The sequence below is a fragment of the Burkholderia pyrrocinia genome, from assembly GCF_001028665.1.
In the GTDB taxonomy this organism is placed as follows: domain Bacteria; phylum Pseudomonadota; class Gammaproteobacteria; order Burkholderiales; family Burkholderiaceae; genus Burkholderia; species Burkholderia pyrrocinia.
The window spans coordinates 2720928-2746291 of record NZ_CP011503.1; the positions used below are offsets into that span (position 1 = coordinate 2720928).

Below are 25364 nucleotides of genomic sequence, written 5' to 3' on the forward strand. Positions count from 1 at the left end.
CCCCCGGCTACCAGCGATAGAACACGCTCAGCTCGCCGCCGATCCGTGAATAGTAGGGGTTATGGTAGTAGTCGAATTCGACTTGCGTCCCCCACTTGCGCGTGAACCAGTAGCGCCATTTCGCGGACATCTCGTGGCTGCGGAAGTCCGCGATCTGCGAGCCGGAGCCGGTGACCTGGTACGCCTCGCGGCCGAACCCGCCGCGCAGCACGATCACGCTCTTGCCGACCTCGCCATAGGTGACGGCACCGTAGTAGGCGGGCGCCTTCACCGATCCGGGCGAGTCGACCGTATAGTTCGTGCCCGCCTCGAAAATCCACTTCGGCAGCGCGTACCAGATCAGCCCGGCGTGATAGAGCTGATCGCGGTGGCCGCTGCGGTTCCATGCATAGCCTGCGCCTAGCGACACGATCAGCGAACGATTGGACAACAGCTTGCGATTGATCGACAGGTCGACGCGCGCGCTCGGCAGGATCGTCCCGGAGGTGGTGCCGGCGAAACCGATGCCGCCGAACCAGTCGGGTCCCAGATCCTGCACATAGGTCAGTGCGCCGAGCTGCGTGTTCTCGCCGAAGCGGTGCAGTTGCGCCAGTTCGCCGAGCACGGTACGGCCGTTGTCCTGATAGACACCGCGCAGATGCACGCCGTACCAGTCGCCGTAGCCGTGCGTCAGGTGCGCGCTCGAAACGCCGAGCGACAGTTCGGTATGCGACGCTTGCGGCACCTGTACGTGTGTGACGACTGCGTCGGGCAGCGGCGGCCGGTTCGTGTCGTCCGGCGCGAATTCGGCGAGCGGCACGCCGTCCGGCAGCCCGTCTGCGCTCACGCGCACGAACGTGGATTCATCGCGCGGCCGCGGCGTGATGACGGTCGCGACGTCGGGCGACTGCACGGGTGGTGCCGCGTCGGCGTCATCCGGCTGCGCCGCCGGTACCGCGGTCGCGCCGAAGGCGACGCCGCACAGCACCGCGAGGGTGGCAACCGGCACGCGCGGGCCGCGATGGCAGGGGCGATCGGACATGAAGGCGCTCCTTAACGGGATGCGTGGAACCAGCCGCTGCGCCAGGCGACGAGGTCGCCATGCACGCATGCATGACCGACGACCGAGACGTCGAGCGCGCACGCGCTGACAGGATGGCCGGCGACGCCGATGCGTCCGCCGGTCAGGCGCAGGAGTCCGCCGGCCGACACGACGCCGTCGATGCAACTCGCGTTGGCGAGCAGGACGTCGTCGCGCGCGAACACGGCGCCGTGCAGCAACGCGTGATGTTCGAGCTCGACGCGATGCGCCTTGACACTGCCGCGCAGCACGCAGCCTTCGCCGAGCACGAGCTTGCCTTCGACGACGAGGTTGCCTTGCACGACCGTGTCCGCGGGCAGGCGTACGTCGCAGTGCAACAGGTAGCGGCCATGCAGGAAGCGATGCGGCAGCGTCGCGAAGTGGCGGGTGAGCGAGACCGCGCGGCGCGGGGCAGCGGGCGCGTTGGCGGGCCGCGTGCCCGGTGCTGCACCGAACACGATCGGTTCGCCGTACAGGCACGCGAAGCCGCCGGCGCCATGCAGGTGCACCGCTTTACCGACCACGACGCCGCGCAGTACCGCTCCGTCGATGTCGATCCGCGGCGCGTGCGCGAGCGTGCCGATCGTCGCGCCAGCGCGAATGTCGATGCGTTTCCCGGCGAACGCGTACGCGGCGCGCGCGCCGCCGTCGAGCGTGATGGTGCGATCGGCGTAGAGCACGTCGTCGCGATGCTCGTCGCACGCGACGTGGATCTCGTCGGCGTGCTGCACGGCCAACCCGAGCGCTTGCCACGGCGGCGCGGCGGACGGATCGGCCGGCGGCTCGCCGGCCACGTGTGCACGCAGCGCGTCGTGCCATCGCGCCGCGAGCAGCGCCTGATCGACGAACGGCCCGTCGCCGATCGGCAGCGCCGCCACGTCGCTGCGCCGGATCAGTTCATGCAGCATCGGCAGGAACGGCAGGCTGAGCACGCCGGCCACCGGCAGTATCACATTGAAGGTCGTCATCGTTCATCGCTCCGGTTTCAGTTGCCGGCGAAAGCGCTCGGTCTTGTCCCATTTCAGTTCGCGGCGCAATGCCGCGTCGAGCGCGAGCCCCCATAGCGCGGAGACCACCGCGGCAATCGTCACGCAAAAGCCGACGACGTTGACCGGCACGAGCCGCAGGCGCGTCGCGCGGCCGTCGAGCCGCGCGGCGACGACGATCTCGAAGAACACGCCGAAGTTGCCGAAGGTGCTGAACGAGAACAGCGCGAACAGCGAAACGAGCAGGCCGAGCGCGGTCGAGTTGAGCCCGTTGAACAGGTAGAGCGCGATCGCGGTGCCCCATGCAACCGCGAGGAGCGCGGGCATCACGAACACGCCGAGCAGCAGCGCGCCGTCGAGCCGGCAGCGTCGAGAGATGAGCGGATTGCGCAGCACCGGCACCAGATAGCGCAGCAGCGTCTGGTTGTGTCCCTTCGCCCAGCGCGTGAGTTGACGTGCGCGCACGGCCCAGCGCTCCGGCACTTCCTCGTAACACTCGGCGTGATTCAGATAGACCGTGCGCCAGTCGCTCAGCAGCAGGCGGTAGGTCATGTCGGTGTCCTCGGCGAGCGTGTCGTCGCGCCAGCCTCCCACCGCGTCGAGCGCGCCCTTGCGGATGCCGCCGACGGTGCCGCCGTACTGCGGCACCAGGTCGAGGTTGTTGCGGGCCTGCTGGTTGACCTGGTAGCCGCCCGCACGCTCGAGATCGAGCAGCCGGGCGAGCAGGTTGCTGTCCGCGTTCTGCGGGACGACGCGGCCCATCACCGCGCCGACTTCCGGATCGAAGAACGGCGCGACGAGTTCCTTCAGCAGCCCCGGGCGTGGCAGGTAGTCGGCGTCGAATACCACCATGATGTCGCCGCGAATGAAGTGCAGCGCATCCTTCAGTGCGGCCGCCTTGCCCGGCTTGCCGCTTTCGCGGTGAAACGGCCGGATGAGATCGGGCGCGAGCGCCTGGACCTCGTCGATCAGTGCACGGGTGTTGTCGGTCGAGCGGTCGTTGACCGGGATGATCGTCAGCCGGTCATGCGGATAGGTCGTCGCGAGCAGCGCCATCAGGCAATCGACGACGACGGCTTCCTCGTTGTGGGCCGCGACGAAGACGGTGAGCCGCGGCCAATCGCCGTGGGTAATCGTCCGATAGGGCGCGAACTGCGGCTTGAACAGGCGGTCGACGCTGAACATGTAGTGCCGCGACGCATAGACACACGTCAGCAGCGTGAACAGCCACAGGTACGCGACGCACGGGATCAGCAGGATGTCGGGGTCGAACGTGAGATCCGGTGTGCCGGCTGGCGGCGGTGCAAGCAGCGCGTCCGCATCGGGCGATGCCCGCTCCGCGATCGCGATCGGGGCGGTGTCGGCGTAGCGGACGGTGCGCGCCATCGCGCCCGCGGCGGCCATGCCGAGCTGCGTCGGCTCGGCGACCGGCTGCGATGCGGTGTCGCGTACGGCCAGCGAGCAGACGAGCACGACCAGCAGCAGCATGCATTCGCCGCAGAGTGACACCGTCCGCGCCTTCTTCATGTTCTGGTCCCCGTGTCCGCGACGACGACCGATGCGGGCTGGAAGGCGGCCCGTGGATGATCGCGCGGATATCAATGGGAGGCGGTCGCACGTTCGTCGCGCAGGGGCGCTGTCGTTCGCCCCTGGCGGACGCGTCGCGTCGCCTCCCGGCTTCGTTGCTTTGGCGTCCCCGTCTGTCTGTTGCCATGCGAGTACTTCGGGACGCACCTGTCTGACATTAAGCAAAGCGTGAGCCATCGGCCGCGATGCCCCGCGCAGCAAGGGTCCGGCGACGGGCGGTGAATGTGGACCGGGTGGCGGCGGCGTGTTTTGATTCACCGACGAATCAGCTTGTGCGATCGCGGACTCCGCTGGCGGGCGCTCGGGGCCATCGCGTGCGATCGGCGTCGCGGTTCGCACGCGTCATGCAGCGGGCGATTCGTCTGCCGAACCCGTGCTGCCTTGCCGGGCGCGGCGTTGCGTGGCGTACCGTCGCGCACTGCTCGTCGCAAGTGCATTGGCCGGGACGCCGATGCGGTGCCCGCTGCCGCTCGCGCCGGATGGAACGGACTCCGATGTAACGACCGTGTCCCGGCGCCGCGTTACACATTCGCAACGTTTCCCGCGCATCGATTCGTATGACGCGAACGACGCTGCATGTCCGGGAAATCTTGCGCGCATGACCGTGACGGGCAGTCGATCGAGTACCGCGCACTGCACAGACGAAAGTTGCGAATCGAGATGACGCAAAGCGATTCGAAAGATTCGTGAGGTGCGGGACGCAATCGGCGCTCGACATGAATTCACGATTCATCGGACGACGTCGTCAGACGGATCGCGCACGCCGCCGGATGTTTATTCGTGTCGCGCTCATTCGGCGATGAGACTGCTCGTAGCAGTTGTGAAACATTCCGCAACGCACTGCATGTGCGCCGTGAGTGCCGCGCGAAGCGGGCCGGGACGCGGGGCGGGTGGTTTGAATATTGCTGGTGTGGAAGGGACGTGGCGAACAGATGCGACGCTCGACACTGCGAGGAACGACACATGACGTGACGGATCAAGTGCAACGGGACGCCGGTAGTACGACGATTCGCGTGGCCCAGACCGCGCGGACAGGACGGCGCGCTCGCCCCGCGACACCGCCACGTGATGTTGTCCGCGTGCGAGTACGGGTAGCGCCGCCTGAATACATGCTTCGCGCCACATGCAGGGTCATTCGGCGCGAAGTGGCTCAACGAGGATAACGATGAAAAAGATCTTGCTTGTGTTCGGGACTCGGCCGGAGGCCATCAAGATGGCGCCGCTGGTGCGTGCGCTGAAGGCGCAAGCGGGTGTCGACGCCAGGGTATGCGTGACCGCGCAGCATCGTGAGATGCTCGATCAGGTGCTGACGCTGTTCGACATCAAGCCCGACTACGATCTCAACCTGATGCGGCAAAGCCAGACGTTGACCGACGTGACGACCGGCATTCTTCAGGCGATCGGCGTGGTCTTCGACGAATTGCGTCCGGACGTCGTGCTGGTGCACGGCGATACGACGACGACGCTCGCGGTCAGTCTCGCGGCGTTCTACCGCTATCTGCCGGTCGGGCATGTCGAGGCCGGTTTGCGCAGCGGCGACATCTGGTCGCCGTGGCCGGAGGAGTTGAATCGCCGCGTGACCGACGCGGTGTCGTCATGGCATTTCGCGCCGACCGGGCAGGCCCGCGACAACCTGCTCAGCGAGGGCGTGCCGGGCGGGGCGGTCTCGCTGACCGGCAATACCGTGATCGACGCGCTGCATGAGGTCAAGCGGATGCTGGACCGCACGACCGCGCTCACGGACAAGGTCGCCGCACGTTTTCCGTTTCTCGAACCGTCGCGGCGCGTGGTGTTGATCACCGGCCATCGCCGCGAGAGCTTCGGCGAGCCGTTCCAGAATTTCTGCGACGCGCTGTGCACGCTCGCGAAACGCTATCGCGACGCGCAGTTCGTCTATCCGCTGCACATGAATCCGAACGTGCGTGAGCCGGCGCGCGCGCGGCTCGGCGGCGTGCCGAACATTTACCTGATCGAGCCGCAGGAATATCTGTCGTTCGTATTCCTGATGTCGCGCGCGCATTTCATCATCACCGATTCGGGCGGCATTCAGGAAGAAGGGCCGGCATTGGGCAAGCCGGTGCTCGTCACGCGCGAGACGACCGAGCGGCCCGAAGCGATCCAGGCCGGTACCGCGCGGCTCGTCGGCACGGATCAGGAACGGATCGTGTGGGAGGCGTCGCGATTGTTCGACAGCGAAAGCGCGTACGAGGAAATGTCGCGCGCGAGCAATCCGTATGGCGACGGTCATGCGAGCGAGCGGATCGTGCACGCGCTGATGCGTACGCCGGGGGTGCCCGCGAAGACGACGAGCTTCTCGATGGGGGCCATGGAGATGCCGTATAACGCGCTGACGCTGGGGTTGCAGGCGTTGCGGTCGCCATGAACGTGGCCGCGCGGTAGCGCAGCGAACTGCCCGGTGCAGTCGTGCAAGGATCCGGTCCGGCCGCGAGGCCGGCCGGACTTTTGCGTATGTGCGACCACCTCGTTTGGCAACCAGACGAAGCCGGATACACGCCCGGTCAGGCGCCGTCGATGTGTGTCGGGCCGGTATGTTTCCCCGAGTCATCCCGTTGCGCGTTGCCGCGCACGACATCCCGCAAGCCGGAACGAAAGCAGCCGGCGAGATCACCGGCAAGCATGCCGGTCGTGACATTCCATTCTGCGAGGGCGAGAAATCCCGTCTCGTGCGCGACCTGGGCGGCAACACGTACCTGATGCTGCGCAACCACGGGCTGCTGACCGTCGGCGCCACGCCGGCCGAGGCGTTCGTCGCGATGTACTTCTTCGAAGCGGCGTGCATGATCCAGGTCCGCGCGCAGGCCGGCGGCTCGGCGCTGCTGCCGATTGCACAACCGATTCTCGACGGCATCAAGCAGCAGATCGCCGCGGTCACGAGAGGGATGGGCGCCGGGGCGCTCGTCTGGCCCGGGCTGCTGCGCCGGCTCGATCGACGCTATCCCGGCTACGCGGAGTAGCGCCTGTCGTTGTTGTTTGCGAACGACCGTGCTAAATTCCTGCCAGCACTTGCAACCACGGATCCATTCATTCGGCTGACAAGGCCGGCACCCCGGGAGGCAGCACGATGAGCCTGTTGATGTCGCGACGCGATCTCGCGTTCCTGTTGTACGACTGGCTCGATGCCGAAGCGCTCGTCACGCTGCCGCGTTATGCGGAGCACAGCCGCGAGACCTTCGACGCGGTGCTCGACACCAGCGAGCGGATTGCGGCCGACCTGTTCGCGCCGCATGCGGCGCGCGGCGACCGCGAGGAGCCGCATTTCGACGGCGAGCGCGTGACGCTGATCCCGGAAGTCGAGCCGGCCGTGCGTGCGTTTGCGAACGCCGGACTGATCGCCGCGGGTCACGACGAAGCGCTCGGCGGCATGCGGTTGCCGAAGCTGGTCGAAGCCGCATCGTTCCTGTTCTTCCAGGCGGCGAACATCGCGACGGCGGCCTATCCGTTCCTGACCGTCGCGAACGCGAACCTGCTCGTCGCGCACGGTAGCTCCGCACAGATCGACGCGTTCGCGCGCCCTGAACTGGAAGGGCGTTTCCTCGGCACGATGTGCCTGTCCGAACCGCAAGCCGGTTCGTCGCTGTCCGACATCGCGACGCGCGCGGATTTCGAGCGCGATTCGCCGCTCGGCCCGCGCTACCGGCTGACCGGCAACAAGATGTGGATTTCCGGCGGCGAACACGAGCTGGCGGAGAACATCGTCCACCTCGTGCTCGCGAAGATTCCCGACGAACACGGCCGCTTGCAGTCCGGCACGCGCGGCATCTCGCTGTTCATCGTGCCGAAGTACCTGCCGGGAACCGACGGCGGCGCAGCCGGCGAACACAACGACGTCGTGCTCGCCGGGCTGAACCACAAGATGGGCTATCGCGGCACGACCAACTGCCTGCTGAATTTCGGCGAAGGCACGCGCTATCGCCCGGAAGGGCGCGCGGGCGCGATCGGCTATCTGGTCGGCCAGCCGGGCCGCGGCCTTGCATACATGTTCCACATGATGAACGAGGCGCGTATCGGAGTCGGTGCGGGCGCGGTGGCGCTCGGCTACACGGGTTATCTGCACGCACTCGACTACGCGCGCAACCGCCCGCAGGGGCGTCCGCTCGGGCCGGCCGGCAAGGATGCGGCCGCGCCGCAGGCGCCGATCGTCGCGCATCCGGACGTGCGGCGGATGCTGCTCGCGCAGAAGGCCTATGTCGAAGGCGGCCTCGCGCTGATCCTGTACTGCGCGAAGCTGGTCGACGAAGCGCGCGCGCATGAAGATGAAGAGGTGCGCGCCCATGCCACGCGCCTGCTCGACATCCTGACGCCGATTGCGAAAAGCTGGCCGTCGCAGTGGTGTCTCGCCGCGAACGATCTCGCGATCCAGGTGCACGGCGGCTACGGCTACACGCGCGACTACGCGGTCGAGCGGCTCTATCGCGACAATCGTCTCAATCCAATTCACGAAGGCACGCACGGGATCCAGGCACTCGACCTGCTGGGCCGCAAGGTCGCGCAGGACGACGGCGCATTGCTGCGCGCGCTCGACGCACGGATCCGCACGACCGTCGAACGCGCGCGGGCGCTGGATGCCGGCACACGCGAGCAGGCCGATGCGCTGGCGCAGCGCTGGACGCGGCTGTGCGATGTCACCCAGCAGTTGGGCGCGATCGGCGAGCCGCAGACGCGGCTCGCGAATGCAAGCGTTTATCTCGAAGCGTTCGGCCATCTCGTCGTCGCATGGCTGTGGCTCGACGTGACGCTCGCCGCGCACGGGCATGACGACGGTTTCCACGACGGCAAGCGTGCGGCCGCCCGTTACTTCTTCCGCTGGGAATTGCCGAAGGTGGATGCGCAGCTCGATCTGCTGTCGAGCGTCGACACGACGACGCTCGACATGCACGACGCGTGGTTCTGAACGTTGCCACGCTGACATTCCGGAATGCTGACGATGTTGCGGATGTCGATCCTTCCGGCCGCCGCGTATTCGTCGTGAACCGGAGGTTCGGATGTATCCCGCAAACCGTACCGATGCCCGGCCACGCCGCGCAAGGAGAGAGGAGAGCATGAAAGCCCTGTTGTGTACCGCATTCGGCCCGATCGACCGCTTGCGCATCGAGGACATCGCGACTCCCGAACCGGCCGCGGGCCAGGTCCGGATTCAGGTGAAGGCGGCGTCGCTCAATTTCCCCGACGCGCTGATCGTCCAGGGGTTGTATCAGGTGAAGCCGGCGCTGCCGTTCTCGCCGGGTGCCGAGTTTGCCGGCGTGATCGACGCGGTCGGCGAAGGCGTGACCGCTTGGCGGCCCGGCGATTCGGTGGTCGCGTTTACCGGACACGGCGGGTTCGCGGAACAGTGCGTGGCCGACGTGCACCAGATCGCCGCGCTGCCGCCGGGCATGACGTTCGAGCAGGGGGCGGCGCTCGTGCTGGCCTACGGCACGTCGCTGCACGCATTGCAGCAGCGCGCGCGCCTGCAACAGGGCGAGACGCTGCTCGTGCTGGGTGCGGCAGGCGGCGTCGGACTCGCGGCGATCGAGATCGCGAAGGCGCTCGGCGCGCGCGTGATCGCGGCGGCGTCGAGTGCGGACAAGCTGGCGCTGTGTCGCGCAGCGGGCGCCGACGAAACGATCGACTACTCGACCGAAGACCTGCGCCGCCGCGTCGACGAGCTGACCGGCGGGCGTGGCGCCGACGTCGTCTACGATCCGGTGGGCGGCGCCTACAGCGAGGCGGCGCTGCGCGCGACCGCGTGGCACGGCCGGTTCCTCGTGGTCGGTTTCGCGGCCGGCGCGATCCCGAAGATCGCGCTGAACCTGGCGCTGCTCAAGGAGCGCGACATTCTCGGCGTGTTCTGGGGCGACGCGGTGCGCCGCGATCCTGCGCAGCATGTCGCGAACATGCGCCTGCTCGCCGAATGGTTCGCGGCCGGCAAGGTGCGACCCGCGATCACCGAGCGCGTGTCGCTGGCCGGTGCGGCCGACGCTATCGCGCGAATGGCCAACCGGCAGGTGAAGGGCAAGGTGGTGATCCTGCCGGACGCATGATCCGGGTCCGGCGTGCGGCGGCGCGATGCGCGCCGCGCGCCCCGTGACGGCACGCGTCGTCGCGCCGCGTTTGCGGCCGTGCCGACGGTCGCTACCCGATCCGGTTCAGTTCCTCGAAGCCCGCGACGAGCGCGTCGAGCAGATGGCGAACCGCGGGCACCATGCCGCGGCGTGTCGGGAAGATCGCGTGGACGAGCGCCGTCGGTGCCCACAGCGCGGGCAGCAGGTGGAGCAGCCGGCCGGCCTGAAGATCGGCGCTCACCAGTTCGCGCGGCAATTCGGCGACGCCGATGCCGCCGAGCGCCGCAAGCCGCAGGCTCGCCAGATCGTCGGTTGCCAGCCGCGGCCGATGGGCGAAGGAGATCGCGCGCCCGTCGGCGTCCGTCAGACTCCACACGTAACGGTCGCCGCTGCTGGACGTTGAAACCGTCGGCCAGTCCTTCAGGCTGTCGATCGACTCGGGCGCCGGATAACGTGCGATCAGTGCCGGGCTCGCAACGAGAATCCGGAACGACAGCCCCAGTTGTCGAACCGCGAGATCGGTGTTCTCCAGCGGCGGAACCCTGACGCGGATCGCGAAATCCAGCCCTTCCTCGACCACATCCACGCGCCGGTTGGTCGCATCGAGCAGCACCTGAACCTGCGGATTGTGCTCGATGTACCGCGCCAGAATCTCCGCGACACCGGAACTCAGCAACCCGACGGGGCAGCTGATGCGAACGGTGCCTTGCGGCTGCGTGCGGGTGCGATCCACGATGTCCTTCGCGGCCCTCGATTCCGCGACCAGCGCGACGCAATGCTGATGGAACTGCCGCCCGGTTTCCGTCAGCGACAGGCTCCGGCTCGTGCGATTGAGCAGCCGCACGCCGAGCTCCTCCTCGAGCGCGCGAATGCGCCGGCTGAGCTTCGACGTCTGCGCGCCGAGGCTGCGGGCGGCGGCCGTGAAGCTGCCGTGTTCGACCACTTCCGCGAAGAGCCGGAGATCGTTCAGATCGGCGATTGAGTTCATGGCGACGGTTCCGTTCGACGAGATCGTTCTACTGGAAGCAATGATACGTTGCGATTCAGGAGATATGCGAGCGATCTTTGCGAAATTAGCATACGTCCAACGTTCGGTGCTTCGCAGATTCCGGGGAGGCGCCGCCAGGCAATCGCCCGTCGTGCGGGCAGCAGGAAAAAGGATGCGGACATGCTGGCTCATCGGCGTTGGGAATCACTGGATGCGGCGAATCATGGCTGGCTGCGCGCGAAATACCATTTCGCGGTCACGGCCGACGGCACGCCCGAACACGCACCGCTGGGCCCGCTGATCGTCTGGAACGACGACGAGATCGCCGTCGGCAGCGGGTTCCCGATGCACGGGCACCGCGACATGGAAATCATCACGTACGTACGCCAGGGCGCGCTCGGCCACCGAGACACTTTGGGTTCCGAAGGAATGATCAGCGCGGGCGACGTGCAGGTGATGAGTGCCGGCACGGGTATCCGTCATGCCGAGTTCAACCGGGGCGACCAGCCGCTCAAGGTCTATCAGATCTGGCTGCTGCCGCGCACGAATGGCGGGGCGCCCGGGTGGGATATGAAGCAGTTCCCCAAGGGCGACCGGTCCGGACGTTTCGTCGTGCTGGCGAGCGGCTTCGCCGGCGACGACGGCGCGCTGCCGATCCGTGCCGATGCACGTGTGCTCGGCGCGACGCTGAAGGCGGGCGAGCAGGTTCGGCATGGATTGGGCGCATCGCGCCGCGCGTATCTCGTCGCGGCGTCGGGGCGCATCGACGTGAACGGAGAACGCGTGGGGCCGCTCGACGGCGTCGCGATCACGAACGAGACCGCGCTCGACATCACCGCGGTCGAAGATTCCGAGCTGGTGATGGTGGAAGCCGGCTGAGTGCCTTTGTTTCCGAGTCCACCGAATCAATTCATTCAATTTCAGGAGTTCATCATGGATCGTTACAAGTATCTTCCGCTTCTGGGCCGCATTCTGATCGGCGCGCCGTTTCTGATGAGCGGGTTAAGCAAGCTGGCCGCGCATGCGGCAACCGTCGGCTACATCGCATCCGTCGGCCTGCCGGCGCCATCGCTCGCGTTCGTGGTCGCGGTGCTCGTCGAGGCGGGCGGCGGCCTGCTGCTGATGTCGGGTTATCGGGCCCGTCCGGTGGCGCTGGCGATGGCGCTGTTCAGTGTGGTGACCGCGGTGTTCTTCCACCACAACTTCGCCGACCAGAACCAGATGATTCACTTCCTGAAGAACGTGATGATGGCCGGCGGCCTGCTGCAGATCACGTACTTCGGTGCAGGTGCATTCAGCCTCGACGCGCGGATCGGGCGCGCGGCACTGCGTATCGCCCCTGCCGCGTGAGCCGGACGGGCCGATCCTCCGGGGCGACCGGGCGCATGACCGGCCCGGTTGTCTCGTCAGAATCCCGCCCGGGTCGTTCACGCATCCATCCGGTCATGCAACACGGCGTGCGTCGGCTGATGCGCACCGATTCCATCGCGACATCGTCGCGACTCTCGTGAGGAATTCGAAATGTCCAAGGTACTAGTGCTGTATTACTCGTCGTACGGCCACATCGAGGCGCTGGCCGATGCGATGGCCGAAGGCGCACGCGCGGCGGGCGCCACGGTCGACGTCAAGCGGGTGCCGGAAACGGTGCCGGAGGCAGTCGCGCAGGCTGCGCACTTCAAGCTCGCCCAGCACGCGCCGGTTGCGACGGTGGCCGAACTGGCCGACTACGACGCGATCATCGTCGGCACGCCGACCCGCTTCGGCCGCATCTCGTCGCAGATGGCGGCGTTCCTGGATCAGGCCGGCGGCCTGTGGATGAGCGGCGCGCTGAACGGCAAGGTCGGCGGGGCGTTCACGTCGAGCGCGAGTCAGCACGGCGGCCAGGAAACCACGCTGTTCTCGATCATCACCAACCTGCTGCATTTCGGCATGACGATCGTCGGGCTGCCGTACAGCCACCAGGGGCAAATGACGCTCGACGAAATCGTCGGCGGCGCGCCGTATGGCGCGACCACGATCGCGGGCGGGCAGGGGCAGCGCGCGCCGAGCGCGATCGAGCTGGCCGGTGCGCGTCATCAGGGCGAACTGATCGCGCGAACCGCGAACAAGCTGTTCGACTGAACGTCGGCCGCCCGTCGGTTCGGCGGGGCGGCCGCACTGCGTCATTTTCCGATTCGGAAGGGCTGACGATGAACAACGGTTCGAACGACGGCGGGCGGCACGAGCATGTCGTGATGCATCCGCCCGATCCGGACGATGCGCACGCGGATCAGTCCTTCGGCAAACGCAGCACGTCGAGTGCGTTCTGCGAAAACTCGACCCAGAACCGCTCGTTCGCGATGCCGGCCTGCAGCACCAGATGCTGAAGGCGCTTCGTGCGCGAATCGTCGTCCTCCGAAAAATCGCGCGCCTCGATCTGCAGATACAGGTCGAGCTTCTCCTGGTGGAGCGCGATGCGCCGCCTGATTTCGTCCTCGAGCCCGGCCGGGCCGAGCACGGCTTCCGCGCGCAGGCGCACCATCAACGCTTCGCGCAGCGGCGTCGGGTCTTCCTGCTCGGCGATCCAGCGCCGCAGCTCCTTCTTGCCGGCCGGCAGGATCCGGTACGCGCGCTTGCGGCCGCGCCCCGATTCGGCGGGCAGCGATTCGATCCAGCCCGTTTCCTCGAGACGCCCCAGTTCGCGATAGATCTGCTGGTGCGTCGCCTGCCAGAAATAGCCGATCGAGCGATCGAAACGGTCGGCGAGTTCGGAGCCGGAACCGGGGCGTTCGGCGAGAGCGGTGAGGAGTGCGTGAGGCAGGGACATGTCGGGTCGGAGGAGGCCGCGGAATGAACCGCATCTTGCCATATCGGGGCCACGGTACAAGCGGGTGACCATGTTTGTGCAACAGGTTGCATAAACGAAAGCGGCGGGCTACCATCTTTGCAACTTGTTGCATAAAGATGGAGACACTCGATGACACCCCGCTATCCGCATTTGACGACCCCGCTCGAACTCGGCTTCACGTCGCTCAGGAATCGCGTATTGATGGGGTCGATGCACGTCGGCCTCGAGGAAGCGCCGAACGGTTTCGAGCGGATGGCGGCGTTCTATGCGGAACGCGCGCGCGGCGAGGCCGGCCTGATCGTCACGGGCGGATTCGCGCCGAACGAGCGCGGCCGTCCGGCGCCGGGCGGCGCGATGCTGACGACCGAAGCGGACGCTGAGCGTCATCGCGTCGTGACGCGCGCGGTGCATGCGGAAGGCGGCAGGATCGCGCTGCAGATCCTGCATTTCGGGCGCTACGCGTATCAGCCGGCGCTCGTCGCGCCCAGCGCGCTGAAGGCGCCGATCAATCCGTTCACGCCGCATGCGTTGAGCAGCGACGAAGTCGACGAGACGATCGCCGATTTCGTGCGATGCGCGGCGCTCGCGCAGCATGCGGGCTACGACGGCGTCGAGATCATGGGTTCCGAGGGCTACCTGATCAACGAATTCATCGCCGCGCGCACCAACCACCGCGACGATGCGTGGGGCGGCGCATACGAGCATCGCATCCGCTTCGCGGTCGAGATCGTGCGGCGCGTGCGCGAGCGGGTCGGCACGAATTTCATCGTCATCTACCGGCTGTCGATGCTCGATCTCGTCGAAGGCGGCTCGACGCTCGACGAGGTGATCCGGCTCGCGCAGGCGATCGAGGCGGCCGGCGCGACGATCCTCAATACCGGCATCGGCTGGCACGAGGCGCGCATTCCGACCATCGCGACCAAGGTGCCGCGCGCCGCGTACGCATGGGTGACACGGCAACTGATGGGCAAGGTCGGCATTCCGCTCGTCGCGACCAACCGGATCAATACGCCGGAAGTCGCCGAGCAACTGCTCGCCGACGGCTATTGCGACATGGTGTCGATGGCGCGGCCGTTCCTCGCCGATGCCGAGTTCGTCCGCAAGGCGCGGGAAGGGCGCGCGGACGAAATCAACACATGCATCGGCTGCAACCAGGCGTGCCTCGACCATACGTTCAGCGGCAGGATCACGTCCTGTCTCGTGAATCCGCGCGCGTGCCATGAAACCGAACTCGTGATCCGCCCCGCGCAGCAGCGCAAGCGGATCGCGGTGGTCGGCGCCGGCCCGGCGGGCCTCGGCTTCGCGGTCACGGCGGCCGTACGCGGCCATGCGGTGACGCTGTACGAAGCCGGCGCCGAGATCGGCGGCCAGTTCAATATCGCGAAGCAGGTGCCCGGCAAGGAAGAGTTCAACGAAACGCTGCGCTACTTCCGCCGGCAGATCGAACTGCGCGGCGTGACGCTTCACGTCAATACGCGCGCGACCGCCGAAATGCTGCTGCAGGGCGAATTCGACGAAGTGGTGATCGCGACGGGCATCGTGCCGCGCATGCCGCCGATCGACGGCGTCGGACACCCGAAGACGCTCGGTTATCTCGACGTGCTGCGCGACGGCAAGGCCGTCGGCCGCAACGTTGCGATCGTCGGCGCCGGCGGTATCGGCTTCGACGTGGCGGAATTCCTCGTCCATCGCGGCGACGGCACGCGCGTCGACGCCGACCGGTTTTTCGCAGAATGGGGCGTCGACCGGTCGTATGCAAAAGCCGGCGGCTTGCGCAATGCGCAGCCCGAACCGGCGGCGCGGCAGGTGCATCTGCTGCAGCGCAAGGCGTCGAAGGTCGGCGACGGGCTCGGCAAGACCACCGGATGGATCCACCGCACGGCGCTGAAGGCGCGCGGCGTCGGGATGTCGTCGGCGGTGACGTACCGTCGCATCGACGACGACGGATTTCACGTGACGATCGACGGCGTCGAACAGACGCTGCCGGTGGACAACGTGGTGATCTGCGCCGGGCAGGAGCCGTTGCGCGAGCTGGCGGTGCAACTGGAAGCCGCAGGATGCAAGGTTCACGTGATCGGCGGCGCGCATGAAGCCGCCGAGCTCGACGCGAAGCGCGCGATTCACCAGGGCACGACGCTTGCCGCGGCCCTGTGAGACCGATGCGTTCCCTTTCCGCCCGACGATACAGGAGTCTTCGATGATGCATTCACCGCTGCATGTTCAACCCGCTGTCGCGAAATCGCTCGACACGTGGCATGCGTTGATCGAGAGCAAGGATCTTGGCGCGCTGGAATCGATCGTCCATCCGGACGCCGTGTTCCGTTCGCCGATGGCGTTCAGGCCGTACGGGCCGGCGCCCGCGCTGTTGATGGCGCTGCGCACGGTGATCACGATCCTCGAGAATTTCGCCTATCACCGCCAGTTCGTCGCCGACGACGGCAAGAACGTGGTGCTGGAGTTCAGCGCGAGCGTCGGCGACAAGGCGCTGAAGGGGATCGACATGATCCGCTTCGACGACGACGGCCGGATCGTCGAATTCGAGGTCATGATCCGGCCGTTCAATGCGCTGCAGGCGCTCGGCGCGGAAATGGGCGCGCGGCTCGGGCAGCAGTTGCCGGCGTTCAAGGTCGGCGGCTGAGCCGCGCGATTGCGGGGCGACGGCGCGAAGTCTTGGTGTGACGGGCGTGGGCGGCCGTACTTGCGGTCACCCACGCATGCGTCGTCACACACCGCCCGCCCGCGCCAGCCGCTCGACGAACCAGTCGCAGACGAACGCGGTGCGCGCGGACGCATGGTTGTAGATCGTGTGCTCGCCGTCGTTCACGGTGCGCAACCGGCCGCAGGGCGACAAGCTGTGGGTGCAGTTCGGTTTTCCGCTGCAGGCGCGCCGTGGGGGCGACGCAAGCTGACAAAACCCTGACGAAATAAATTGATATATTGTATCATCTGACGTTTTCGTCGCCGGCCGGCCGTGCGGGCAGCCCGGTCGGCGACGACACCACACGAAGATCGATACGACGTGACGAAATCCAGAAACAACCCGGCGCGCGGGGAGCGGCACCATGCCGCGTCGCGTCGGAACACCGGCGCCTGGCGCGCACGCGCGGCGCGCGGCTGCACGACCCTGCTGGGTTGCGCGATGGCGACCTCCGGCGCATTGGCCGCCGAAGCGGCAGCCCCCGCACCGGACGACCGGCACGCGCTGCCGGCGATCAACGTTACCGCGCGATCCGCGCCGGCCGACCCGTTGACGCAGCCGCTCGAAACGGGCTCGCGGCTCGGGCTGGCGAGCCTCGATACCCCCGCGAGCGTCGAGACGGTCACGGCCGACACGATCGAAGCGCGCGGCGATCGCACCGTGCTCGACGCGGTCACGCGTACGGCCGGTTTCTCGAGTGCGATGGCGCCCGGCAACGGCGGCACCGCGTTGAGCGTGCGCGGCTTCAGCGGGCAGGAATCGGTGATGACGCTGCTCGACGGCGTGCGGCTGATGCCGGCGGCCGGCACGATCACGTTTCCGTTCGATACGTGGTCGGTCGAGCGCATCGACGTGCTGCGCGGCCCGGCGTCGGTGCTGTACGGCGAAGGGGCGATCGGCGGCGTCGTGAACGTCGTGCCGAAGCGGCCGCAGCGCACGCGCGAGACGACGCTGCAGGTCGGTATCGGCCCCGACGGCGCGAAGCGCGTCGCGTTCGATACGACGGGCGCGCTCGGCCCGCGGCTGTCGTACCGGTTCTACGCGAGCGATGCGCGCGCCAACGGTCTCGCCGAGCGGGCCGATACGCATACGACGGCGGTCGGCGGCGCGCTGAAGTTCGACGTGAGCCCGCAACTCACGCTGACGCTCGACTACGACTACGGCCGCCAGATGCCGGCGACGTACCATGGCGTGCCCGCGCCGAACGGCGTGCTCGATCCGTCGCTGCGCAAGCTCAACTACAACGTCGGCGACGCGACGATTTCCTACTACGACCAGTGGACACGCCTGTCGGCCCGCTACCGGCCCAACGCCGGCGTGACGATCGACAACCAGCTCTACTACCTGACGTCGAACCGCCACTGGCGCAACACCGAATCGTATGTGCTGGACCCTGCGACCGGGCTTGTGACGCGCGGCGACTATCTCGACATCGGCCACCATCAGCGGCAGATCGGCGACCGGCTGAGCGCGCGTTTCGACGGCACGCTGTTCGGCCGCGCGAACCGTTTCGTCGTCGGCACGGAGTTCAGCCAGATCACGTTCGACGGTACCAACAATGCGCCGTACGGCGGCGAATCGACGGTGGCCGCGCACGGCTTCGATCCCGGCGTGTTCACGAGCCCCGACCCGACGGTGCCGCAATTCAGCACGCGTGCGCGGCAGGTCGCGGTGTTCGCCGAGAACAGGCTCGAAATGCTGCCGCGGCTCGCGTGGGTGAGCGGCCTGCGATACGACCACATCGCGTTCAGCCGCGAGCAGGCGGCGACCGGCGCGGGCTTCGACAAGCGCTTCGCGAACGTCGGCTGGCGTACCGGTTTCGTGTTCGAAGTCGCACCGACGCTCAGCGCATACGCGCAGTACACGACCGGCGCGGAGGGCCTCGGTTCGCTCGTGACGCTGTCCGCGTCGCAGGCGAACTACCGGCTCGCGACCGGCGAACAGTGGGAAGCTGGCGTCAAGCAGACGCTGCTCGACGGTCGCGCGTACTGGACGTTTGCCGTGTACGACATCACGAAGCGCAACCTGCTCAGCACCGATCCGCTCAATCCCGCGCTGCGCCGGCAGGTCGGCCGGCAATCGTCGCGCGGTATCGAGCTGACGGGTGGTGCGCGGCTGCCCCACGGCTGGACGATCGATGCGAACGTCGCGCTGCTGCGCGCGCGCTACGACGAGTTCAACCAGGTGGCAGCCGGTACGACGGTGTCGCGGGCCGGCAACGTGCCGTCCAGCGTGCCGCAGCAGACGGCGAACTTGTGGCTCGGCTGGGCGTTCGCCGAACGCTGGCAGACGAACGCGGGCGTGCGTTATGTCGGCGCGACGTACGGCGACGATGCGAACCGCCTGCAGGTGCCGTCGTACACGGTGTTCGATGCGTCGCTGCGCTGGCAGCCGACGGCGCGCACCGAGCTGGCGCTGTATCTGCGCAATCTCGCGAATCGCACGTACGCGGTGACGACGTCGAACGGCGGCGAGCAGTGGCTGCTCGGTCCGTCGCGTTCGGCGGAGCTCGTCGCGACGATCCGTTTCTAGTGCGGCGCGGCGAGCCTCCCGTGACGCACATGCTCGACATCGATCGCGTGAGCTGGTCTCCCGGCGGTGCGATTACCGTGCTCGATTCGGTCACGCTGAGCGTTGCCGAAGGCGAGTTCGTCGGGCTGGTCGGCCCGAACGGCAGCGGCAAGACGAGCCTGCTGCGCTGTGTGTTCCGTTACGCGCGGCCCGATGCGGGCGCTGTCGCGCTCGATGCGCAGGACGTGTGGCGGATGCGGCCGCGCGCGGTCGCGCAGCGCATCGCGGTGCTGCAGCAGGAGACGCCGGACGATTTCGGGCTGACGGTCGACGAACTGGTCGGCATGGGCCGCACGCCGCACAAGCGGCCGTTCGATGCGGAGTCGGCCGACGATCGCCGGATCGTCGAATCCGCGCTGCACGACGTCGGCCTCGCCGCACGCCGCACGCAATGCTTCGCGTCGCTGTCGGGCGGCGAGAAGCAGCGCGCGCTGCTGGCCCGTGCGCTCGCGCAGCAACCGGAACTGCTGCTGCTCGACGAACCGACCAACCATCTCGACCTGCGTCACCAGCTCGAACTGCTCGCGCGCGTGCGGCGCCTCGGCATCGCGACGCTCGCGACGATTCACGACCTCAATCTCGCGGCCGCGTATTGCGACCGGCTCCATGTGCTCGCGCACGGCCGGGTCGTCGCGTCCGGCGCGCCGGACGACGTGCTGACCGAAGCGCTGCTGCGCGACGTGTTCGGCGTCGCCGCGCTCGTCGATCGCCATCCCGTCACGGGCCGGCCGCGCATCACGCCGCTTCACCCGGAATGACCGTCATGCCGTTACCTTCGTTATCCTTCGTCTCCCGCCGGTTGGCTGCCGTCGCCGTGCTCGGCTGCGCTGCCGTTCAAGCGGGCGCCTATCCCGTCACCGTGCGCAGTTGCGATCGCGACGTGACGTTCGAGCGCGCGCCGACGCGCGCGGTGAGCAATGACGTGAACCTGACCGAGATGATGCTCGTGCTCGGCCTGAAGGACCGGCTCGTCGGCTATACGGGTATCGGCGGCTGGAAGACGGGCACCGCGCGCGTGCGCGACGCATTGCGCGGCGTGCCCGAACTCGCGAGCCAGTATCCGTCGCTCGAGGTGCTGGCCGCCGCGCGCGCCGACTTCTATCTCGCGGGCTGGAACTACGGGATGCATGTCGGCGGCGCGGTGACGCCTGCGACGCTCGCGCCGTTCGGCATCCGCACGTATGAACTGACCGAATCGTGCTCGCACGTGATGAAGCAATCGGCCGCGTCGTTCGACGACGTGTTCCGCGACCTGAACAATCTTGGCCGGATCTTCGGCGTCGAGGCGCGCGCCGTGCAGGTCGTCGCCGCGATGCGCGCGCGTCTCGCGGCGGTGTCGCGCGCGATCGGGCGCCCGGCGCCGCTGCGCGTGTTCGTCTACGACAGCGGTACCGACAAGCCGATGACGGCGGGCGCGCTCGCGATGCCGACCGCGTTGCTGGCGGCGGCGGGCGCGCGCAACGTGATGGACGACCTGCCGCGCAGCTGGACGCAGGTGAACTGGGAGAGCGTGGTGGCGCGCGATCCGCAGGTCGTCGTGATCGTCGACTATTCGGCGGTGACGGCCGCGCAGAAGCAGCAGTTCCTGCTGAGCCAGCCGGCGCTCGCGCGCGTGGCCGCGATTCGCGACCGGCGCTTCGTCACGATTCCGTACGATGCGGCGACACCGGGCCCCGAGAACGTCGCGGCCGTCGAGACGCTCGCGCGCGCGCTGTATCCGGCTGCGTTCGCCGGGCCGGCGCGATGAGCGCGGCCGTGCATGCGTCGCGGCCCGGCATGCGCGTGGTGCTGCCGGCGCTGGCCGTGCTGCTGATCGTGTCGATCGTCGTGTCGGCCGCGTTCGGTCCCGCGCCGATTGCGATGCCGGTCGCAGCGCGGATCGTCGCCACGCATATCGCGTCGGCGTTCGGCGCTGCCGGCGCGCTCGCGGCGGGCGCGGGCGACGACAGCATCGTGTGGCTGATCCGGATGCCGCGCGCGCTGCTGGCCGCGATGGTCGGCGCAACGCTGGCGGCGGTCGGCGTCGCGTTGCAGGCGGCGACCGCGAACCGCCTCGCCGATCCGCACCTGCTCGGCGTGAGCGCGGGCGCGATGCTCGGCGCCGTCGCGGTCACGGTGGTGGCCGGCGCGGCGTTCGGCCCGTTCACGTTGTCGGCCGCCGCATTCGCGGGCGCGCTCGCGGCAACCGCGTGCGTCATCGCGCTCGCTTACCGGCGCGGCCGGCTCGAATCGGATCGCTTGCTGCTCGCGGGCGTATCGGTGTCGTTCATGATGGCCGCGTTCGGCAACCTGCTGCTGTATCTCGGCGATCAACGCGCCGCGTCGTCGGTGCTGTTCTGGATGCTCGGCGGCGTCGGCCTCGCGCGCTGGGATCTGCTGCCGGTGCCGGCCGTGTGCGCGGCACTCGCCGTCGGCGTGCTGTATGCGCGCCGGCGCGAACTGAATGCGCTGATGTCGGGCGATGTTGCCGCGGCCGCGCTCGGCGTGCCGAGCGCGCGGATGCGGCGCGAGGTGTTTGTCGTCGCATCGTTCGCGACGGGCGCGATGGTCGCGGTGAGCGGCGCGATCGGCTTCGTCGGGCTCGTGACGCCGCATCTGTGCCGTCGCGTCGTCGGCGCCGAGCACGGCAGGCTGCTGCCGGTCGCTGCGCTGACGGGCGCGATCCTGCTCGTGTGGGCCGATGTCGCGGCCCGTACGCTAGCGGCGCCGGAGGATTTGCCGATCGGCATCGTGACCGCGCTGTTCGGCAGCCTGTTCTTCGTCGCGTTGCTGCGCCGCCGCTGAGCGGGAGCGGGCACACCGTCAGGCGAGGGCGGGGCGGTGCCCCGTCGTGTGCTTCAGCGCGGCAGTGTGGCCGTGCTCGTGCTGTCGCCGGGCGCGTCGGCGTGCGCGAGGTCTCCCGCCGCGTCGAAGAAGCTGTCCGGCAGTGTTCGCGCGGGCAAGGTGATCACGAAGCGTGCGCCGCCGAGCGGCGAATCCTCGAGCCGCACATCGCCACCGTGCACCAGCGCAACGCGCCGCACGATCGCGAGCCCGAGCCCGAAGCCGCCGGTCTGCCGGTCGCGGCTGGAGTCGAGCCGCTGGAACGGTTCGAACACGCGGGCGCGCTCGGCGGCCGGAATGCCGGGGCCGTCGTCGTCGACGCTCAGCACGAGCGCGCCGGACCCGTCGCCGGCAGCGGCCAGCAGCACCTTGCACGATGCGTAGCGCGCGCCGTTGCGGATCAGGTTCAGCAGTGCGCGGGCGACGAGCTTCGGATCGCATACGTGGGTCGCGGGCGCGCCGAGCGTCGACACGTCGAGCGCGATCCCGAGATCGGCGAGGTCGTTCGCGACGTTGCCGGCGACGCTGTCGATCAGCGCATCGACGACGATCTCCATCGGCGCGAGCTGGCTCGCGCCCTGTTCGAGCCGGCCGATCGTCAGCAGCTCGGTGACGAGTTCGTCGAGTTCGCGCACGTCGTGCCGCAGCGCGTCGCGGCGTTCGCGCATCCGGTCGGTTTCGTCGGGCTCGGCGAGCAGCGCGAGCCCGAATTCGAGCCGCGCGAGCGGCGTCTTCAGTTCATGCGAGATGCCGTGCATCATTTCGCGCTGCTGCTTGATCGACGCCTCGATGCGTTCGGCCATGTCGTTGAACTGCTGCGACAGCTCGTCGATGTTCGACTTGCCCGACAGCTTCACGCGCGTCGACAGCGTGCCGGCGCCGAATGCGCGTGCGGCCTCCTGAAGCTTGCGCAGGTCGCGCCAGTGATAGTGAATCCACAGCACCACCGCGAACAGCGTGGCGAGCGCGAGCAGCAGGTACGCATAGATCTTGATGTCGAGATCGGATGCTTCGATGGGACGCGCGTGCAGCACGGAGCCGTCCGCGAGCGGCATGTAGTAATCCTTGCCGTTGTAGCTGATCGCGATCCTGCCGGCATCGAGATCGCTAAGCGGCGCGCCGCTCAATTGCGCACGGGCGTCGGCCATCGACATGAAACCGAACCCTTCGTTGCCGTGTTTCGCGAGTTCGCGCAGCGCGAGCAGGCGCTGCCCGCCCGGATGGCGTTCGAGGTAATCGTTGAGCACGAAGGAATAGGTCGTCAGCGAGTCGCGCTGCGCCTGCGCGACGCGCTCGTAGAAGATCCGGTCGAACGACAGCTGGATGAACACGATCGACGCGGCGACGAACAGGATCACGACGAGGTACAGCCTGATCAACGGACGCAGCATTTATTCATCCCACGCGGAAGGGCTGAACAGGTAGCCGCGGCCCCAGATCGTCTTGATCTTGTGCGGCTCCGACGAAGCATCCTCGAAGCGGCGGCGCAGCTTCGAGATGCCGGAATCGACCGAGCGGTCGAGCCCGTCGAACTCGATCCCGCGCAACTGCTTCAGGATGTCGTCGCGGCTCAGCACGGTGCCGGCCGCGCGCGCGAGGATCAGCAGCAGGTTGAATTCGGCGGTCTTCAGGTCGACCGGCTCGCCGCGCCACGTGACGGTGCGGTTCGGCGGCGAGATCGACAGTTCGCCGAACACCAGCGCTTCGGGTGCGGCAACCGGCGCTTCCACGGCGGCCGGCTGCGCGCGGCGCAGCAATGCGCGGGCGCGCGCGACGAGCACGCGCGGCTCGATCGGCTTCGTCACGTAGTCGTCGGCGCCCGTCTCGAGGCCGGCGACCTGGTCGTAGACGTCCGCGCGCGCGGTCAGGATCAGCACGGGGATGTTGGTGAACGCACGGATGCGCCGGCAGACTTCCATGCCGTCGAGGTTCGGCAGCATCAGGTCGAGTATCACGAGGGCCGGCTGGTGCTCGCGTACCGCCGCGACGGCGAGGTCGCCGCGCCGCACGACCGTCACCGCGAATTCATAACCGTCGAGGTATTCGCGGACGAGCTGCGCGAGGCGGTCGTCGTCCTCGATCAGCAGTACACGGTATTTGAGCGGATTGTCGTTCATGGGCTCCTCAGGATGCGCGCGCGATCTCGTACCCCGGCAAGCCGGGATGTGGCGCGGCACGCGAATTCTATCCGGCGTACCGGCGGCCCGGGCAGCGGTACGACAATCTCGAACAATCGAACACAATTGAGCACAGATTCGACGCAGATTCAGGACAGTCTCGGCGCAGGGCGGCACCTAGACTGCGGGCTCCGTCACTCTTATCTCAATATTGTGCGCCCAACACTCCGCCGCTACCGTTATTGCATGCCGCTCGCCGGCCTGACCCTCGCCGCCGCCGCCCACGCGGAAAACCAGTATTCGATCTCGCTCGGCGGCGGTTTTGCGCCGCGCTACCAGGGCAGCAACCAGTATCGCGGCGTCGTCGCGCCGTCGTTTTCCGCCACGTTCGGCAACGGCTTCTTCATCGACGCTACGCAGGGCGCCGGCTACCGGCTGGATCTGCCGCACGGCGTGTTCGTGTCGGCGGCGGTGAGCTACGATGCGGGCCGCACGGACGAGAACCGTTTCGACCTGCCGGGTTCCGACTACCTGAAGGGCATGGGCCGGATCCCGGGCTCGGTGCTGGTCGGCGTGCGCGCGGGCGTAACGCTGTTCAATGCGGCCGAACTGAGCGTCACGATCGATACACCCGTGACGCACACGTCGCGCGGCGTGTCGGGGCACATGGATCTCGCGGTGCCCGTGTTCAAGACCGCGCAGCACGAGATCGTCGTGACGGGCACCGTTCACGCGGGCTCGGGACGCTATACGCAGACGTTCTACGGTGTGACCGACGCACAGTCGATGACGAGCCGGTTCCGGCCGTATTCGACGAGCGGCGGGATCGACAGCGCGTCGATGGCAGTCGCGTGGAACTGGAACCTGTCGCAGCACTGGTCGGTGCTCGCGACCGGCGGCGTGACGCGGCTGCTCGGCCGCTACGGCGACAGCCCGATCGTCCAGTCGCGCAGCAACTACTTCGGCATGGCGGGCGTGACCTACAAGTTCTGAACGGGCCGCCGACATCGATCCCGAATACCGCGTTGCGTTGGCGTGCATGGGCCGGTGCGATCGATCCGCGCGCACCGCGCGATGCGTCGGCGCCGCGCCGTAGCGGCTGACCGCGTGCGGTAACATGCAGGCGGCTTCGGCGTTGGGCCGGGCCCGCGACTCCGGCACGCCGAATCGGCGCGGACGGGGCGCGCGAGGCCGCGATTCGCTGGCCGGCATCCTCGGGAAACGGCTGGCGACGCGCGGAACCGCTCATGCATGCAACGCCCGGGCGGCGAGGAACGCCGCATCTGCTCCGCCGGGCGCGAAAGGGAGAAATCGATGAAGAAGACGATCGCGATGATGATGGCGCTGGTTGCGGGCGCAACGTTTGCGGGATGTGCGGACATGAACACGAAAATCACGAGCGCAGGCAGCACGCCGGCGAACGGCGGGCAGGCGGGCGCGTCGCAGGCATGCAAGGCGGACGCGGGGCAGGACGATGCGCTGGTCGGCAAGACCGAGGCCGATGCGGCCGCGCAACTCGACGGCTGTCTGTGGCGTGTGCTCGAGCGCGACGGCAAGGCGTTGCCGGGCACGATGGATTACCGGCAGGAGCGCCGCAATCTCGGCATTCGCGACGGGAAGGTGATCTGGGTGCGGCGCGGGTGAT

The 25364-nt window shown here is 67.9% G+C and carries 21 protein-coding genes and 1 pseudogene; 15 read left to right on the plus strand and 7 right to left on the minus strand.

What is annotated here, in order from left to right:
• Positions 1-7 precede the first annotated feature (7 nt).
• From ABD05_RS12470 to ABD05_RS12480, 3 genes are read right to left on the minus strand one after another with little or no spacing between them, the layout of a single operon-like run.
• Entirely contained in the window at positions 8-1021 is a 1014-nt protein-coding gene (locus ABD05_RS12470; protein WP_047900390.1) for a YaiO family outer membrane beta-barrel protein, read from the minus strand.
• Between the two features lie 11 nt (positions 1022-1032).
• Entirely contained in the window at positions 1033-2028 is a 996-nt protein-coding gene (locus ABD05_RS12475; RefSeq protein ID WP_047900391.1) for a bactofilin family protein, read from the minus strand.
• 3 nt (positions 2029-2031) lie between these two features.
• A complete protein-coding gene (locus ABD05_RS12480; RefSeq protein WP_047900392.1) occupies positions 2032-3573 on the minus strand; it encodes a glycosyltransferase family 2 protein in 1542 nt (513 codons plus the stop codon).
• Positions 3574-4798: 1225 nt separating this feature from the next.
• Here ABD05_RS12480 and wecB point away from each other — a divergent pair.
• From wecB to ABD05_RS12500, 4 genes and pseudogenes are all read left to right on the plus strand, one after another.
• Positions 4799-6016 (plus strand): non-hydrolyzing UDP-N-acetylglucosamine 2-epimerase, encoded by a 1218-nt coding sequence (gene wecB, locus ABD05_RS12485; RefSeq protein ID WP_047900393.1) that lies wholly within the window; start codon positions 4799-4801, stop codon positions 6014-6016.
• 274 nt (positions 6017-6290) lie between these two features.
• A pseudogene (locus ABD05_RS12490) lies at positions 6291-6608 on the plus strand (class II aldolase/adducin family protein); the annotation flags it as partial.
• A gap of 107 nt (positions 6609-6715) precedes the next feature.
• The gene (locus tag ABD05_RS12495; protein WP_047900394.1) at positions 6716-8545 is read left to right on the plus strand and encodes an acyl-CoA dehydrogenase; all 1830 of its coding nucleotides are present in this window, start codon (positions 6716-6718) and stop codon (positions 8543-8545) included.
• Positions 8546-8693: 148 nt separating this feature from the next.
• Positions 8694-9674: an NADPH:quinone oxidoreductase family protein gene (locus ABD05_RS12500; protein WP_047900395.1), complete on the plus strand. Its 981-nt coding sequence runs from the start codon at positions 8694-8696 to the stop codon at positions 9672-9674.
• Positions 9675-9765: 91 nt separating this feature from the next.
• Here ABD05_RS12500 and ABD05_RS12505 read toward each other — a convergent pair whose 3' ends face one another.
• A complete protein-coding gene (locus tag ABD05_RS12505; protein ID WP_047900396.1) occupies positions 9766-10683 on the minus strand; it encodes a LysR substrate-binding domain-containing protein in 918 nt (305 codons plus the stop codon).
• A gap of 180 nt (positions 10684-10863) precedes the next feature.
• On the opposite strand from ABD05_RS12505, the gene ABD05_RS12510 reads away from it, so the two are divergent.
• From ABD05_RS12510 to wrbA, 3 genes are all read left to right on the plus strand, one after another.
• Entirely contained in the window at positions 10864-11562 is a 699-nt protein-coding gene (locus ABD05_RS12510) for a pirin family protein (protein WP_047900397.1), read from the plus strand.
• Between the two features lie 54 nt (positions 11563-11616).
• The gene (locus ABD05_RS12515) at positions 11617-12033 is read left to right on the plus strand and encodes a DoxX family protein (RefSeq protein ID WP_047900398.1); all 417 of its coding nucleotides are present in this window, start codon (positions 11617-11619) and stop codon (positions 12031-12033) included.
• Between the two features lie 171 nt (positions 12034-12204).
• Positions 12205-12804 (plus strand): NAD(P)H:quinone oxidoreductase, encoded by a 600-nt coding sequence (gene wrbA / locus ABD05_RS12520; protein ID WP_047900399.1) that lies wholly within the window; start codon positions 12205-12207, stop codon positions 12802-12804.
• Positions 12805-12952: 148 nt separating this feature from the next.
• Here wrbA and ABD05_RS12525 read toward each other — a convergent pair whose 3' ends face one another.
• Entirely contained in the window at positions 12953-13489 is a 537-nt protein-coding gene (locus ABD05_RS12525; protein WP_047900400.1) for a PadR family transcriptional regulator, read from the minus strand.
• 150 nt (positions 13490-13639) lie between these two features.
• On the opposite strand from ABD05_RS12525, the gene ABD05_RS12530 reads away from it, so the two are divergent.
• The 6 genes from ABD05_RS12530 to ABD05_RS12555 all read left to right on the plus strand — a co-directional run bounded on the left by ABD05_RS12530 (position 13640) and on the right by ABD05_RS12555 (position 21563).
• On the plus strand, positions 13640-15664 hold the full coding sequence (locus ABD05_RS12530; protein WP_047900401.1) for an NADPH-dependent 2,4-dienoyl-CoA reductase: 2025 nt from the start codon (positions 13640-13642) through the stop codon (positions 15662-15664).
• A gap of 43 nt (positions 15665-15707) precedes the next feature.
• Entirely contained in the window at positions 15708-16148 is a 441-nt protein-coding gene (locus tag ABD05_RS12535) for a nuclear transport factor 2 family protein (RefSeq protein ID WP_047900402.1), read from the plus strand.
• A 501-nt stretch (positions 16149-16649) separates the two neighbouring features.
• Positions 16650-18740: a TonB-dependent receptor gene (locus tag ABD05_RS12540; protein WP_047901187.1), complete on the plus strand. Its 2091-nt coding sequence runs from the start codon at positions 16650-16652 to the stop codon at positions 18738-18740.
• Between the two features lie 29 nt (positions 18741-18769).
• Complete coding sequence (locus tag ABD05_RS12545) at positions 18770-19537, plus strand: ABC transporter ATP-binding protein (protein ID WP_082146094.1); 768 nt, start codon at positions 18770-18772, stop codon at positions 19535-19537.
• Positions 19534-20526, plus strand: coding sequence for an ABC transporter substrate-binding protein (locus tag ABD05_RS12550; protein ID WP_047900403.1), 993 nt, complete (start codon positions 19534-19536; stop codon positions 20524-20526). Before ABD05_RS12545 ends, ABD05_RS12550 begins: the two co-directional genes overlap by 4 nt.
• On the plus strand, positions 20523-21563 hold the full coding sequence (locus tag ABD05_RS12555; RefSeq protein ID WP_047900404.1) for a FecCD family ABC transporter permease: 1041 nt from the start codon (positions 20523-20525) through the stop codon (positions 21561-21563). The genes ABD05_RS12550 and ABD05_RS12555 overlap by 4 nt, the downstream gene beginning before the upstream one ends.
• A 53-nt stretch (positions 21564-21616) precedes the next feature.
• Here ABD05_RS12555 and ABD05_RS12560 read toward each other — a convergent pair whose 3' ends face one another.
• On the minus strand, positions 21617-22993 hold the full coding sequence (locus tag ABD05_RS12560; RefSeq protein ID WP_047900405.1) for an ATP-binding protein: 1377 nt from the start codon (positions 22991-22993) through the stop codon (positions 21617-21619).
• Entirely contained in the window at positions 22994-23719 is a 726-nt protein-coding gene (locus tag ABD05_RS12565) for a response regulator (RefSeq protein WP_047900406.1), read from the minus strand.
• A 246-nt stretch (positions 23720-23965) separates the two neighbouring features.
• Between ABD05_RS12565 and ABD05_RS12570 the strand changes: the two genes are divergently transcribed.
• The gene (locus ABD05_RS12570) at positions 23966-24712 is read left to right on the plus strand and encodes a MipA/OmpV family protein (RefSeq protein ID WP_047900407.1); all 747 of its coding nucleotides are present in this window, start codon (positions 23966-23968) and stop codon (positions 24710-24712) included.
• Between the two features lie 321 nt (positions 24713-25033).
• Positions 25034-25363, plus strand: a complete 330-nt coding sequence (locus ABD05_RS12575) for a hypothetical protein (protein ID WP_047901189.1) — start codon at positions 25034-25036, stop codon at positions 25361-25363.
• The last annotated feature ends 1 nt before the right edge of the window (position 25364 follow it).

Coding starts and splice junctions, on each gene's coding strand:
- ABD05_RS12470 (WP_047900390.1), bottom strand. CDS start 1,021: ATGTCCGATCGCCCCTGCCATCGCGGCCCGCGCGTGCCGGTTGCCACC.
- ABD05_RS12475 (WP_047900391.1), bottom strand. CDS start 2,028: ATGACGACCTTCAATGTGATACTGCCGGTGGCCGGCGTGCTCAGCCTG.
- ABD05_RS12480 (WP_047900392.1), bottom strand. CDS start 3,573: ATGAAGAAGGCGCGGACGGTGTCACTCTGCGGCGAATGCATGCTGCTG.
- wecB (WP_047900393.1), top strand. CDS start 4,799: ATGAAAAAGATCTTGCTTGTGTTCGGGACTCGGCCGGAGGCCATCAAG.
- ABD05_RS12495 (WP_047900394.1), top strand. CDS start 6,716: ATGAGCCTGTTGATGTCGCGACGCGATCTCGCGTTCCTGTTGTACGAC.
- ABD05_RS12500 (WP_047900395.1), top strand. CDS start 8,694: ATGAAAGCCCTGTTGTGTACCGCATTCGGCCCGATCGACCGCTTGCGC.
- ABD05_RS12505 (WP_047900396.1), bottom strand. CDS start 10,683: ATGAACTCAATCGCCGATCTGAACGATCTCCGGCTCTTCGCGGAAGTG.
- ABD05_RS12510 (WP_047900397.1), top strand. CDS start 10,864: ATGCTGGCTCATCGGCGTTGGGAATCACTGGATGCGGCGAATCATGGC.
- ABD05_RS12515 (WP_047900398.1), top strand. CDS start 11,617: ATGGATCGTTACAAGTATCTTCCGCTTCTGGGCCGCATTCTGATCGGC.
- wrbA (WP_047900399.1), top strand. CDS start 12,205: ATGTCCAAGGTACTAGTGCTGTATTACTCGTCGTACGGCCACATCGAG.
- ABD05_RS12525 (WP_047900400.1), bottom strand. CDS start 13,489: ATGTCCCTGCCTCACGCACTCCTCACCGCTCTCGCCGAACGCCCCGGT.
- ABD05_RS12530 (WP_047900401.1), top strand. CDS start 13,640: ATGACACCCCGCTATCCGCATTTGACGACCCCGCTCGAACTCGGCTTC.
- ABD05_RS12535 (WP_047900402.1), top strand. CDS start 15,708: ATGATGCATTCACCGCTGCATGTTCAACCCGCTGTCGCGAAATCGCTC.
- ABD05_RS12540 (WP_047901187.1), top strand. CDS start 16,650: ATGGCGACCTCCGGCGCATTGGCCGCCGAAGCGGCAGCCCCCGCACCG.
- ABD05_RS12545 (WP_082146094.1), top strand. CDS start 18,770: ATGCTCGACATCGATCGCGTGAGCTGGTCTCCCGGCGGTGCGATTACC.
- ABD05_RS12550 (WP_047900403.1), top strand. CDS start 19,534: ATGACCGTCATGCCGTTACCTTCGTTATCCTTCGTCTCCCGCCGGTTG.
- ABD05_RS12555 (WP_047900404.1), top strand. CDS start 20,523: ATGAGCGCGGCCGTGCATGCGTCGCGGCCCGGCATGCGCGTGGTGCTG.
- ABD05_RS12560 (WP_047900405.1), bottom strand. CDS start 22,993: ATGCTGCGTCCGTTGATCAGGCTGTACCTCGTCGTGATCCTGTTCGTC.
- ABD05_RS12565 (WP_047900406.1), bottom strand. CDS start 23,719: ATGAACGACAATCCGCTCAAATACCGTGTACTGCTGATCGAGGACGAC.
- ABD05_RS12570 (WP_047900407.1), top strand. CDS start 23,966: ATGCCGCTCGCCGGCCTGACCCTCGCCGCCGCCGCCCACGCGGAAAAC.
- ABD05_RS12575 (WP_047901189.1), top strand. CDS start 25,034: ATGAAGAAGACGATCGCGATGATGATGGCGCTGGTTGCGGGCGCAACG.